This is a genomic window from Kribbella orskensis, assembly GCF_004342085.1.
Classification (GTDB): Bacteria; Actinomycetota; Actinomycetes; order Propionibacteriales; family Kribbellaceae; genus Kribbella; species Kribbella orskensis.
Window position 1 is genome coordinate 71020 of the sequence record NZ_SLWM01000005.1, and the last position, 12879, is coordinate 83898.

Consider the following 12879-nt stretch of genomic DNA (forward strand, 5'->3'; position numbering starts at 1 on the left):
AGCAAGCAGACTAAGCGACTGACTTGACCTGCCGAACCAGTACTGCGCCCAGCAGCGTCACCGCGGCGGCTAGTACGTAAAGCACCGGGTAGCCGCCAAGGAAGCGCACCACAGGTGCTGCGATAGCGGGAGCAATCACCTGCGGCAGGGAGTTCGCGATGTTGATCACGCCGAGGTCCTTCGCCCGGTCGCGCGCGCTCGGCAGGACCTCCGTGAGCAGGGCGAAGTCCACCGACAGGTACACGCCGAAGCCGATACCGAGAATGACGGCTCCCACCAGCGCGCCGGACCAGGTCGGCCAGATCGCGAGCACCACGCCGCCCAGCGCCATCACGACGCCCGCCCAGGTAACGAAGACCTTCCGGCGGGCCAGGTGGTCCGACCAACTACCGGAGCCGACGGCCGTCAGGATCACGCAGAGGCTGTAGATCGCGGTCAGGATCAGTACGCCGGTATCGGGATCGTCGTAGCCGACCGCGTCCTGCAGGTAGAAGAACAGGTACAGCGTGCCGAGCGCATTGCCGAGGTTGAGCAGGAAGCGCGTCAACCACGCCCACCCGAAGTCGGGAAAGCGCCGAGGGCTCACCCAGAATCCGGCGAAGAACTCGCGCCACACCAGCGTGGGCCGCTCGGTCAACTGCTGGTCGCCGCTGATCAGCAGATAAGGAATCACCGAGACGAGCAGGAAGGCGGCACAAGCGATATAGCCGACGCCGACCCCTCCGACAACGGTGGCCAGGCCGACTCCCACCAGCGCGCCGAGCGTCTGGGCGAGCGCGACCCAACCGCCGACGACCCCGCGCTGGAGCTTCGGCACCCGGTCCGGCACGGCGGCGGTGATTGCCGCCAGCAACGCGTTGCAGAACAGTTGCACCAGGCACCAACCGAGCAGCATCCATGCGACCGCACCGGCGCCCGCCAGCACCAGCAACCCCACCGCCCCGCCGAGCGCACCCGCAAGCACCCACGGCACCCGACGGCCGAAGCGCGATCTCGTGCGGTCGGAGATCGCGCCGAACAAGGGGTTCGCGACCACCGAGACCGCCGCACCGACACCGGTGACTAGCCCGAAGACGAACTCCTTGTTGCCCGGAGCAATCGCATCGGACTGCTTCGCGAGCAGCACCTGAATCGGCCCGAGCCAGGCGGCGAACACCCCGACATTCGCCAGCACCACACCCGCAGTCCACCGCCCCCGAACCGGCACCACCGGTTCGGCAAGAGCGTGAGGTGCGGCCGACTCGGTGGTCATTCCCGGCTCTTGGCGATCAGGTTGCGGTACCAGTGGTACGACGCTTTGGGGGTGCGCGCCTGGGTCTTGAAGTCCACGTGCACCAGGCCGAAGCGCTGCGAGTACCCGGCGGCCCACTCGAAGTTGTCCAGCAACGACCACTGGAAGTAGCCGCGGACGTCGATGCCGTTGTCGATCGACTCTTTCAGGACACGGAGATAGGCGCCCAGGTAGTCGATCCGGCGTTGGTCGGTGACAACCCCGTCGACCGGTTCGTCGTTGATCGCGCAGCCGTTCTCGGTGATGTAGATCGGCGGGAGGCGGTCGCCGTACCGGGTCTTGAAGGTCTGCAGAATCTCCCCGAAAGCCTCGGGAACAACCGGCCAGCCGAAGTCCGTGCGCGGATAGCCCTCCAGAACACGTGGTTCGAAAGGAAGACCGTCAGGCATGGGGATGCCGTCCGTGGCCGCGGTGTCCGGGTTGCCGGTGGGAGCGCCGACCCGGACGGGCGCGTAGTGGTTCAGGCCGAACCAGTCGATCGGGGTGGAGATCACCTCGAGGTCCTCGGCGACCGGACCGGGCATCGCCTCCCCCAGCCCCTCGGGATAGCGACCCAGCAGCACCGGATCGGCGAAGAGCCAGTTGACCAGGTTGTCGTAGAAGCCTGCGGCCGCCACATCCTCAGGACTATCGCTGGCCGACCAGGTCGGAGCATGGTTCGACGCGATCCCGATATTCGACGCGCCACCCGCCCGCAGAGCCTGTACTGCGCGGCCGTGCGCGAGCAACTGGTGATGAGCCACCGGCAGCGCCTCGAAGCCGAGCCGCTTGCCCGGCGCGTGACCACCCACGGCGTACCCGAGCAGGGTGAGCACCACCGGCTCGTTGATCGTCATCCACAGTGGCACCCGGTCGGCGAAGCGTTCAGCCAGCAGGGCGGCGTAGTCGGCAAACCGCCCAGTGATGTCCCGGGACGCCCAGCCGCCGGCATCCTCGAGCGCCTGCGGGGTGTCCCAGTGGAACAACGTCGGCGCCGGCTGGATCCCCGCGGTCAGCGGCGAGTCGATCAGCCGGTCGTAGAAGTCGAGACCATCGGCGTTGCCCGGACCGATACCCGAGGGCTGGATCCGCGGCCAGGAGAAGGAGAACCGATAGACGTCGACCCCGAGGTCGCGCATCAGCCCGACATCCTCGGCATACCGGTGATAGTGGTCGCAGGCGACCTCCCCGGTGTCGCCGTTCAGGACCGCCCCCGGTGAGGCGCAGAACGTGTCCCAGGTCGAAGGGCCGCGACCACCCTCGGTCACGGCACCCTCGATCTGGTACGCCGACGTCGAGACTCCCCACCGGAAGTCGGGGCCGAAGTTCAGCGGGTCAGGCGTCACTCGCATCATCCTCACTGGGTCTGGCGACGTCCTGCGGACGCGGCGGCTCCACCTTGCGGACGATCACCGCGGTGCCGTAGGCGGCCACCTCGCTCATCGTCTGGGCGATCTCGTTGCAGTCGAAGCGCATCGCCAGGATCGCGTTCGCGCCCATCTGCTGCGCCATCTGGCACATCCGCATCACCGCGACATGGCGCGACTCGGCCAGCATCTGGGTGTACTCCGGCACCTCGCCACCGCCGAGCGACCGGAAGCTCGCGGTGAAGTTCGAGCCGAAGTCGCGGCTGCGCACGGTCAGCCCGAACACCTCGCCGAACACCTTCTCCGCGGTGTATCCGGGCAGGTCGTTCATGGTCGAGACGAGCACCGGGTACGGCGAACCCTGCGGCGCCACGTGCGGCGCGTTCTGCTGGGCCGGCTGGTACCCGCCCGGCGCCTGGCCGTACCCGGGCTGCCCGTAGCCACGCTGCTGCGGCGGCGGGCCCTGCTGGTAGCCGGGCGGCGGGGCGTACCCCGGCGGCGACCCCTGCTGGTAGCCCTGCTGTGGCGGGTACGGCTGGTTCGGGTTCGGAGGAAAGTTCTGGTTCATACCGTCATCTTTCCAGCCCCGTGCTCGTCATTGGCGGTAGACCTGGAACTCGTAGAGCGAGTACCCGTACGACGTCACCCGCCGCGTCCCGGTGATCCGCACGTACCGCGCGGTGGTGGCCGCGAACCGGGCCGCGTCCTCCCCGCCATCGCCGTTGCCGGTGGCAAACACCTGCTGCCAGTTCACGTTGTCCCGGGACACCTCGATCCGGTACGCCGACCCGTACGCCGCCTCCCACTTGAGCACCACGCGGCGGATCGTCTGCTCGGCGCCCAGGTCCACCTTCAGCCACTGCGGGTCGGACCACCTGCTCGCCCACCGTGTGCCAAGATCTCCGTCGACGGCCTTCGCGGGCGGCGAGTTGAACAGCCCAGTCTCGTAGCTGGAAGCGGTGGCGGTCTTGCCCACCGCCTGGTTGCTGACGTCGTCACCACGGCGCGCCGGGAACTCGACCACCTGCTGGTAGGTCGGCCGGTTGACCCACGTCATGCGGTCCTGGGTGATTCCGCCCATCGGCTGGTGCACGATCTGGTCCGCGCAGTACTGGTCGCCCGCTGGACAGTCCGCTGTCGCCGGGGAGGTGGTGGTTGCCGGGACCTTGGTTGCCGCCAGCAAGGAGTCGGCGAGCACCGTTCGGCAGGCGGCCAAGGAGCCACTACCGCAGTACGTCACCGGCTGCGGGGTCTTGACCGGGTCGCCGAGGACCTTCCGCAGGTCTCGCTGGACGAATCCCCACCAGCCGTTCTGGAACGCCGAGCCCTGGGCACTCGGACGCTCGTCGATCTTCTGCGCGCTCACCAGAGCTCCGTAGAGGTCCGGGCCGAGACCCTGGAACTGTGCGGGGACCAGCAGCGGCCACCAGGCGTCGAGAATCCGGATCGCCTCGGCGTGGTCGTAGGTCTTCGTCGCCTCGTTGGGTGTCTTCCGATGACTGCCGGCCGCCTGCCACGCCTCCAGCTTGGCGACGGCATCCGCGACAGCGGGATCGCTGATCTGTGCGCTCTCCAGCACCCGCAGCAGATACGGCAGCACCTGGTCCGCGCGGAGATCGACGGTCGCCGCCTCCTCCATCGCCTCGACCAACCTGCCGCGGGTGAACTTCTGCCCGGAGCCGATCACCGCCTTGATCCGGTCGTCCAGCGGCTGGCTGCGGTAGACCGCGTTGTAGCCGAAGTTCCCGTCGGCCGCGGAGAACCCGGGCGCCTGCTTGTTGTTCCAGCTGGTCAGGTAGTCCTGGTTGACCACCTGCGGATGCTGAGCCGGCGGCGTGTACGTCGCACGGTTGGTGTCCGGGTTCCAGCCCTGCCACTCATAGGTGCTCCAGGTCGGCAGGTTCGGGTCGGCCCCGGTCGGCCGGACCGGGTTTGTCGCCGGAGTTGAAGTACGCGATGTCGGTCTTGTCCGTGTAGAACCAGTTGAACGTGTAGCCGATGTTCGTCGCCGCGTTCTGGAAGTCCTGCGCGGAGTGGATCGCGTCCGGGTCGTTGAACAGCATGAACCCGAGCGCCGAGCCGACCTCGTTCCCGTAGGTCGACCGGTTCTTCGTGAACAGCACGGGCTTCCCGCCGACGGCGCCCCGGTGCGTGACGATGCCGTACTTCGTGCGCTGGGCGACCAACGTGTAGGAGCCGGCTGGTTCCGAGGACCCGAGACTCGGGTACCACGCGTTGTGCCGCTCGAGCTTCTCGATCGGGACGCACTGGTTCCGGAAGAGGTAGTGCGTCGAGTTCTTGGTGGGAGTCCCGCCGCCCGGCTCACACAGCTCAACGGCGTACGTGTCGGTGATGTCCTGGCCGGCCGAGGTGGCGCTCCAGGAGTAGTCGGCGCCGCGGCCGATCAAGGTGTAGAAGTTCAGCCCCGCGAAGGCGATCCCGCGCGAGCTGACTCCCGGGCCCTGAAGTTCCTGGCGGAGCAGGAGTTGCGGGGCGAAGTACGAGGTCTGGGGTCCGTAGACGGCCACCGGGTTGCCGCTCTCGGTGTGTGCGCCGGAGACGAGCAGCGCGTTCGACATTCCCTTGGGTCCGAAGCCCTCCGGGAAGACGCCGCCGTCGAAGATTCCCTTCAGGGATTCCTTGCCCTGGGCCTTGTTCGGCGGCTTGATTCCCGTGCTGCTCTTGGGTTTCAGCGTCTTGGCGATGCCGGCCGAACCGGTCTGGTCGACGACCTCGGGCTCAGGGGTCACCGAACCACGATCCGGCATCGCGCGACCGGCCGGGTTGGCCGGCGTCGTGCCGTAGGGAAAGGTCGCGCCGTTGTGCACGGTGGTGTTGGCCTCCGGGTCGTTCTGCGAGCGGAACGCCTCCCACACCTTGGTGCCCTCGGCAACGCCGTACTTCGCCTGCGCCTCGAGCAACGCAAGCGCGGACTCCATCTCGCCGCCGCCACCGGTGCCGAAGATGCCGGCCACCACGGCCGCGGTGGCGACCACGTCGGTCACCTTCCACGCTTGCGGCGTCGGCAGGCCGAGCGCGACGTACTCGCCGGGGTAGGCGATCCCGACGGTGTCGATGTAGTGGTTGACCCCGTCCACCCAGGCCTGGATGTCCTGCTGCATCCTGACGCCGTTGGCGCCATAGCGCTCGTCGGCGTCGTCGAACTGCTTCTGCAGCTCGACCTCGGTGTACGGCGCGGTCCGCCAGAGCTCCTGCTCGAACGCGCGGTTCCCGGCCGCGCCACCCGCGAACGGGGTCAGCTGGCCGCGGCCGAGATGCCGGAACACGTCCATCACGAACAGCCTGTCCCGCGCCCCGGCGTACCCGGCGCCGAACATGGTCCCCTCGCGGGTGGTGCCGGTGATGTGCGGGATGCCGCGGGACTTGTCGCGCACGATCGTCACGTCCGCGCGGGGATGGATCGTGCTCGCCACATCGCCCGGTCTCACCCCGAACGACGCGTCGTCGAAGTACGGGGCGAGGCCGTCGTCGGTGATGCCCTGGAAGTTCCAGACCAGCCGCTCGTACGGCTTGACGGTGTCGCTGAAGTGCGGCGGGCGGGTGCCGAATCCCTTGAACAGAAGGAGATCCGTGAAGGTCGCGTTACCGTTCTGTCCGGGTGGCACGATGTCCGCGCACTGCCCGACGCAGTAGTCGACCGGTACCGCGGCCGCGGCCGGTCCGGCCTGACTGGTGGTGGACAGACCGGCAGCCAGTACTGCGCTGACGGCGAGCGCGGCGGTCGTCGTACGGACGGCGCGGGTGAGCTGAGCGGGGCGGCGCGTCACGAGGTCCTCCCTAGAAGCATCTTCAGTTGATGGCGGCAGGGGATCGTCAAAAACTGACGATGACTCACCAGTAGGTTCAGGTCAAGAGTCTTGGACGCTTGACCTGGAAGCCGTACTGTGAGACCGGTCGAGAGGAGTCCGATGCCCCGGGTACCCGCGAACGAGCGGCGCGCCGAGCTCGTCCAGGCGGCGATCCAGGTCGCCACCCGCGAAGGACTGGCCGCGACCACCACCCGGCGGATCGCGCAGGAGCTGGGGATCTCGGTCGGCATCGTGCACTACTGCTTCCGGTCAAAGGAGGAACTGCTGCACGAGGTGATCCGGATGATCACCGAGGCGCAGGTGGTTGCCGCCCGCTCCGCGATCACGCCCGGCGGTGACGTCGCGGCGAGCGTGCGGAACGCGTTCCTCGGGTTCTGGCAACTCGTCGAGGCGACCCCGGACGCGCAGTTGCTGACGTACGAGCTGACCAGCTGGGCCCTGCGCAATGCAAAGACGGAGCCACTCGCACGGGAGCAGCGGGCCAGTCAGCTCGCGGGTATCGAGGAGATCCTGCAGGAGATCTCGGCCGCGACCGGGGTTGAGTGGAAGCTCCCTGCCGACCAACTGGCGCGGATGACGCTCGCCATCACCGACGGAGTCACGCTCGGCTGGCTGGTCGACCGCGACACGGCGTCCGCAGTACAGGCTTTGGAGACCTTCGCGGACCAGCTGCTCGCGCTGGCCGTCTAGTCAGAAGTTGGTGGTCAGGAAACGGTCGCGGGCTTGGCGGTGAAGGTGTTGCAGGCCGACGGATTGGCGGCTTCGAAGCCGCGGAGGGACCAGCGGCCGTGGTTGGTCTTGTTGCCGTGGGTGCGCGTGGGGTTCCACTGGTCGCCGCGGTTGCGGACCGTCCACTTCCACCTGTCCAGGAACGAGCCGCGGGCCGGGAAGAACTGCTTGTCGGCGCCCAGGTAGACACCACTCAGGCAGGAGGCCTGCAGCTCGCGCCGCCTGCTCTCGGTCAGCTGGGCCGCCGAGCCGTTCATGTAGCCCTCGCGGGTGTCGGACGCGACGAGGATCCCGGTCATCGCCTGCACGTGGTGCCCGTACTCGTGGGCGATCAGGAAGGCCATCGTGGCGCGGGCCCACATCGGGTCGGAGTCCCGGTAGTTCTTGATGTCGTAGTTGCCGTCCATGTAGATGACGCCGTTGCAGTACACCGCGGTACTGATCAGCGCGCAGGGCGAGGTCGACGACTTGCCGCCGTACACCTGCAACTGGGGAGCCCAGAACTGGTACCCCGCCTTGCGGATCGCGGGCGCCCACGCCTTGTTCAGACAACCGAGGGCCTGGGTGTAGTAGGCCCGGACCTTGGCGAGCGAGGTCGGCCGGACGGTCGGCTCCTTGCAGCGTGAGGCCGGCAGCCGGCCGACCTTGTAGAGCCGGTTCTGGACGACCAGCCGGTTCTCCTGAGCCATCGGCGCGACCGTCGCGGTCGGACCGGAAGGACTCGGCGTCGGCGTCGGCTTGGGCGACGTAGTGGTGGACGTGATGGCGGGGGCAGGCACTCTCACCGCGACCGAACCCGGCCGGTTCTGGTCGCCCTGGCGCACCGCCACCGCACCCGAGGCCCCGACGACCACGAGGGCCGCGCAGACCACCGTTATGCTCAACCGCCTGCTACTCGCCACCGGCTGACCTTAACCGCAAGCGCGGGCCTTCGCGCGCCGACCGAGGTCACCGAGATTTTCGAGGGGCCCGGCCGCAACTTTGCGTGACGGAACCATGGCAGACAGGTGTCACCTGCCACTATGGTGAGCCGCATCATGGGCACATATGAGCGGCATCGGTTGACCGACGTCATCAACGCCAAAGGGACCAACACGGCGCTGGGCGTCTCCCGCAGTTCAGCGAAGGTGGCCGAGGCGGTCGCAGAGGCCTTGCCCGAGTTCTTCGTGATGAAGGAGTTGGGCGACCGGGTCAGCGAGGCGATCGCACACGCCACCGGCGCGCAGGCCGGCGCCATCACGCACTGCACGTCGGCGGCGATCACCGTCACGATCGCGGCGGCGATGGCCGGCACCGACCCCGACCGCATCGCGGCCCTGCCCGACACCAGGGACATGCACAACAGGGTCGTGCTGCCGGCCGGCCATGCCGTTGCCTACGGCCAGTCGATCCTGCAGGCCGTCCGTCTGGCCGGCGCGAGCGTGGTGCTCGCAGGGTCCGAAAACCGTTGTAGCACAGACGATCTGGACGACGCGCTCTCCGGTTCCGAGATCACCTGCCTGCTACTCGTGTCGTCGCGGCTGACCCACGGCGAGCCCGTCGACCTGACCGCCGCGGTCCGCGCCGCACACCGCCGAGGAGTCCCTGCGATCATCGACGGCGCCGCCCAGTTCCCCCGGACCGCGGACCTGCTGGCCACCGGCGCGGACGTGGTACTGATCAGCGGGCAGAAATACCTGGCCTCGCCGACGGCCGGTCTGGTGATCGGCACCCAGCGGCTGGTCCGGGCGGTTCGCGCGCAGGAGAACGGCATCGGACGCGGGATGAAGCCGACGAAGGAGTCGACCGTCGGTGTGCTCGCGGCACTCGAGGAGTGGCAGGCGATGGACCGGGCCAAGTGGGAGGCGGACCAGGCCGCCAAGGTCGCCGCGTTCGTCCGTGCTGCCGACGAGTTCCCCGGGATCTCGGCCTCGGACCTTCCCGACCCGACCGGCCTGCCGCTGTCCCGAGTGCTCCTCACGGTGGATCCCGCAATCGATGCCACGGCTCTCGCCGCCAAGCTCCAGATCGGCCACCCGCCCATCTACGTGATCGCCGACGACGCTCCCGCGGGCCACCTCGTCCTCGAACTCGTCCCCCTCGACGACGACGAGATCGAAGTACTGGTGACCCGGCTCGGAATGGAGCTCAGGGCAACAGAAAAGCCCCCGGTGTGAACCGGAGGCTTCTCTGAATTGCCAGGGCTGGAACGTCAGCGTTGGTAGGACTTGTTGTTGCCCTCGTAGCGGTTGGACTCGGGGCGACGCGGGCCGTTGCCCGAGCGCTCCGGGCGACGGCTACCGCCACTGCCGCCGCGGCCTTCGTAGCCACCGCGACCCTCGTAGCCACGACTCGAGCGGCCGCCGCCGAAGCGCTTGCCACCCTTGTTGAAGCCACCGCCACCACGCGTCGGCTTCGGGGCCGGCAGCTTGACCGGAGAGCCCGACGGCTTGGTGCCACCGGTCAGCTCGGTCACGACGCCGTCACCCGGACGGGCGCGGACCGGCTCGGTGTTGACACCGGCCGACTCGGCCAGCCGGATCATGCCGCGCCGCTGGTGCGGCAGCACAAGCGTGACGACGGCACCCTTGCCACCGGCGCGCGCAGTACGGCCGGCGCGGTGCAGGTAGTCCTTGTGCTCGGCCGGCGGGTCCGCCTGGACGACCAGGCCGACGTCGTCGACGTGGATACCGCGGGCCGCGACATCCGTTGCCACCAGCACCGGTACCGAACCGTCCTTGAACTGGTCCAGCGTCCGGTTCCGGGCGCCCTGGGTCAGGCCGCCGTGCAGCGCCGCGGCCATCACGCCACGGTCCCGCAGCTGGGTGGCGACGCGGTCGGCGCCCAGCTTGGTGCGGACGAACACGATGGTCCGGCCATCGCGGCTGGCCAGCTCGGCCGTCAGCGACTGCTTGTGCGCCGGCTCGATCACGAGCAGGTGGTGCTCCATCGTGGTGACGGAGGCCTGGCCGGACTCGGTCGAGTGCGTGACCGGGTCCTTCAGGTAGGTCTTCACGATGGTGTCGACGTCGTTGTCCAGCGTCGCCGAGAACAGCAGCCGCTGACCTTCCGGCGGCGTCATGTCCAGCAGCGTGGTGACGGCCGGCATGAAGCCCATGTCGCACATGTGGTCGGCCTCGTCGAGCACGGCCACCTCGATCGCGCCCAGGTCGGCAGCGCCCTGCTCACACAGGTCGATCAGCCGGCCGGGGGTGGCGATCAGCAGGTCGACGCCACGACGCAGCGCTTCGATCTGCTTCGGGTAGGGCAGACCGCCGGCGATCAGCTTGATCGAAACGCCCATCACATGGGCGAGCGGCTCGAGCGCGTCGTGCACCTGCATGGCGAGCTCGCGGGTCGGCACCAGGACCAGGCCACGCGGGCGGCGCGACTCGGTGTGGCCACCGGCCAGCCGCATCAGCGTCGGCAGGCCGAACCCGAGGGTCTTGCCGGAGCCGGTCTGACCACGGCCGAGCACGTCCTTGCCGGCCAGCGCGTCCGGAATGGTGGCTTCCTGGATCGGGAACGGCGCGGTGATGCCGTCCTTGGCCATCCGCTGCACCAGCCGCGGCGCCAGTCCGAGGGCGGCGAACCCATTGCCCTCGGCAACCTCGCCGAGGTCGACGGGCGCCTCGACCCGGGCCGGGCGCTCGCGCTGCTCGAACTTGCGGTCGCCCCGGTCGAACGAGCGGTTGTCATTACGGTCGAACGAACGGTTGTCGTTGCGGTCGAACGTGCGGTTGGTACCACGCTCGGCGCGGGGGTCGCGGTCGAAGCCGCGCTCGTCGCGATCCTTGCGGTAGGCCGGCTTGTCGGAAGAGCTCCGGTCGTACGAGCTCTTCTGGTACGAGCTCTTCGGGTACGACGGGCTGTCGGTGCGGGTGCTCTTCGGGTACGACGAGGTGCCGGTGCTCGCCGGACGACGCTCGGAGTAGGCCGGGCGCTCCGGGCTGGAGTCGTTCGCACGCTCGGCGCGGTAGCCGCGAACCGGGCGGTCGTTGCCACGGGCGGCGTTGTCACGCGGGGCGTCGCGGCGCTCGCCACGGCTGCCACGGTCGGAGTACTGCGAGGGGCCGCCGCGGCGCTCGGTCACGACAGGCTTCTCCACCCGGGCCGAACTACGGTCGGTGCCCGGGGTGCTCGGTGCGTCCAGCTCGGCGGCCATCCGCTCGCCGTACGACTGGGTCTGGAACTTCTTGTGCCGCGGCTTCTTCGCCCGATCGGCGGCGTCGTTGCCGTCGGCGGGAACATACTGGTCCTGGTGGTGCTGGGACACGCAATCTCTCTCTCAACGTCACGGACGGATGCCGGATCGGAGCCGCACGCAAGCGCCGGCCAGAGATCTGGCCGGACTGGACGTGCTGGGCAGGAGATAGGCATCGACCTGCGGGCGCTATCGCGTTGCACCCATGTCGCCGGGGATACATCAGCGGGTTGCTGAAACCGACGGGTCGGAGCGCCTGGGAAATGCTCTGGTGACGCGACTCGCGCACCGACGCCGAAAAGTATACCCCGTCCAGCCCCGCCCCTTGACCACACCCAACAACAGGCGTACCGGGCCCAACCGCTCCACCCACCTACAACCACGTGACCCCGGCCACAATTCCCACCACCCGCGCGCGAGGTGGGACCCACCCGCAGGATCGCCGACGGAGCGCCCGCGGTACCCCCAAGAACTAAAGTCCCCTTCAGCTCTTGTCCCGGCGTCCTAGGGTGGCGGTATGGCGGAGGACACCATTCCCAGCAAGGACCACTGGTTGTCGATCGGCGAGATCGCGAACCGTTCCGGCGTCGCCGCGTCGGCCTTGCGCTTCTACGAGGACCAGGGCCTGATCAACTCGCGGCGGACGGCCGGCAACCAGCGGCAGTACCAGCGCAGCACCCTGCGGCGGATCGCGTTCGTCCAGGCGGCGCAACGCGTCGGGCTGGCGCTGGCCGAGATCAAGGCCGCGCTGGATTCGTTGCCTGGCGACCGGACCCCGACGCGCGCCGACTGGAGCCGGTTGTCGAAGTCCTGGCGGAGCCGGCTCGACCAGCGGATCTCCGAGCTCGAGCGGCTGCGTGACGACCTGGACGGCTGTATCGGCTGCGGCTGCCTCAGCCTGCAGCGCTGCAACCTCTACAACAAGGCCGATCGGCTGGCCGAGCGTGGACCTGGTGCCCGCATTCTGAACGTCGGCATACCCGGCGAGTTATGAAGGTCATAGAGCCGAGCTCGGCGAACGAGGGTTAACCCCCGAGTTCTTCCCGATCTGGTGTGGATTTCCTCGGGGCTTGGCAACATCCGGGATCGTGGCGATCAGTAACCCGCTGGTCGCTTTCCGCCACAGATCACGGAGTGAGGCCCTCCCATGTCCCGTCCCCGGATTCTGACTTCTCTCGCCGGGCTCGCCGCCGCAGCCCTGGCCGTCCCCGCCTTCGCCGCCGCCCCCACGGCGCAGGCCCCCAGCTCGTCCCCGACCACCGTCGCGGCGTACACCGGTTCCCCGCAGGACGAGGCCGCCACCAAGGCGTACCGAAGAACAGGAAGTAGTCCGGCTGCACGCGGGCAGTCCCGCTTGCGAGGCTGACGGTCAGGGCGGACTGGCGGACTACTCCTGTCCCTCGGTACGCCGCCCGCCTGCCGAACGCAGGCGGTCGGGTACAGGTAGCTTCCATCCGCTGGCAGGCGCGTTCGCCTGACCGTCTGTCTTCTGGGCGGATG

Annotated in this window: 11 protein-coding genes; 4 read left to right on the forward strand and 7 right to left on the reverse strand. The window is 68.7% G+C overall.

Features of this window, described 5'->3' with window-relative positions; all coding sequences use genetic code 11:
• Window positions 1-10 precede the first annotated feature (10 nt).
• The 5 genes from EV644_RS15675 to EV644_RS46280 all read right to left on the reverse strand — a co-directional run bounded on the left by EV644_RS15675 (window position 11) and on the right by EV644_RS46280 (window position 6425).
• The gene (locus tag EV644_RS15675) at window positions 11-1252 is read right to left on the reverse strand and encodes an MFS transporter (RefSeq protein ID WP_132189014.1); all 1242 of its coding nucleotides are present in this window, start codon (window positions 1250-1252) and stop codon (window positions 11-13) included.
• Window positions 1249-2616 carry a GH1 family beta-glucosidase gene (locus tag EV644_RS15680; protein ID WP_199239847.1) on the reverse strand — a complete coding sequence of 456 codons (1368 nt, stop codon included), beginning with the start codon at window positions 2614-2616 and terminating at the stop codon, window positions 1249-1251. Before EV644_RS15680 ends, EV644_RS15675 begins: the two co-directional genes overlap by 4 nt.
• The gene (locus EV644_RS15685; protein ID WP_132189015.1) at window positions 2606-3205 is read right to left on the reverse strand and encodes a YbjQ family protein; all 600 of its coding nucleotides are present in this window, start codon (window positions 3203-3205) and stop codon (window positions 2606-2608) included. Before EV644_RS15685 ends, EV644_RS15680 begins: the two co-directional genes overlap by 11 nt.
• A 27-nt stretch (window positions 3206-3232) precedes the next feature.
• Entirely contained in the window at window positions 3233-4450 is a 1218-nt protein-coding gene (locus EV644_RS46275) for a discoidin domain-containing protein (protein WP_241998199.1), read from the reverse strand.
• A gap of 64 nt (window positions 4451-4514) precedes the next feature.
• Window positions 4515-6425, reverse strand: a complete 1911-nt coding sequence (locus EV644_RS46280; RefSeq protein WP_241998201.1) for a penicillin acylase family protein — start codon at window positions 6423-6425, stop codon at window positions 4515-4517.
• A gap of 141 nt (window positions 6426-6566) precedes the next feature.
• Between EV644_RS46280 and EV644_RS15695 the strand changes: the two genes are divergently transcribed.
• Window positions 6567-7157 (forward strand): TetR/AcrR family transcriptional regulator, encoded by a 591-nt coding sequence (locus EV644_RS15695; protein ID WP_132189016.1) that lies wholly within the window; start codon window positions 6567-6569, stop codon window positions 7155-7157.
• A 14-nt stretch (window positions 7158-7171) separates the two neighbouring features.
• On the opposite strand, the gene EV644_RS15700 is transcribed toward EV644_RS15695, so the two are convergent.
• On the reverse strand, window positions 7172-8080 hold the full coding sequence (locus tag EV644_RS15700) for a neutral zinc metallopeptidase (protein WP_132333374.1): 909 nt from the start codon (window positions 8078-8080) through the stop codon (window positions 7172-7174).
• A 153-nt stretch (window positions 8081-8233) separates the two neighbouring features.
• Here EV644_RS15700 and EV644_RS15705 point away from each other — a divergent pair, with 153 nt between their 5' ends.
• Window positions 8234-9352 (forward strand): aminotransferase class V-fold PLP-dependent enzyme, encoded by a 1119-nt coding sequence (locus EV644_RS15705; protein WP_132189018.1) that lies wholly within the window; start codon window positions 8234-8236, stop codon window positions 9350-9352.
• Between the two features lie 35 nt (window positions 9353-9387).
• Here EV644_RS15705 and EV644_RS15710 read toward each other — a convergent pair whose 3' ends face one another.
• The gene (locus EV644_RS15710; protein WP_132189019.1) at window positions 9388-11451 is read right to left on the reverse strand and encodes a DEAD/DEAH box helicase; all 2064 of its coding nucleotides are present in this window, start codon (window positions 11449-11451) and stop codon (window positions 9388-9390) included.
• A gap of 445 nt (window positions 11452-11896) precedes the next feature.
• Here EV644_RS15710 and soxR point away from each other — a divergent pair, with 445 nt between their 5' ends.
• Both soxR and EV644_RS15720 read left to right on the forward strand, forming a co-directional pair.
• On the forward strand, window positions 11897-12373 hold the full coding sequence (gene soxR / locus EV644_RS15715) for a redox-sensitive transcriptional activator SoxR (RefSeq protein ID WP_132189020.1): 477 nt from the start codon (window positions 11897-11899) through the stop codon (window positions 12371-12373).
• Between the two features lie 153 nt (window positions 12374-12526).
• Window positions 12527-12745 (forward strand): hypothetical protein, encoded by a 219-nt coding sequence (locus EV644_RS15720; protein ID WP_199239848.1) that lies wholly within the window; start codon window positions 12527-12529, stop codon window positions 12743-12745.
• Window positions 12746-12879 lie beyond the last annotated feature (134 nt).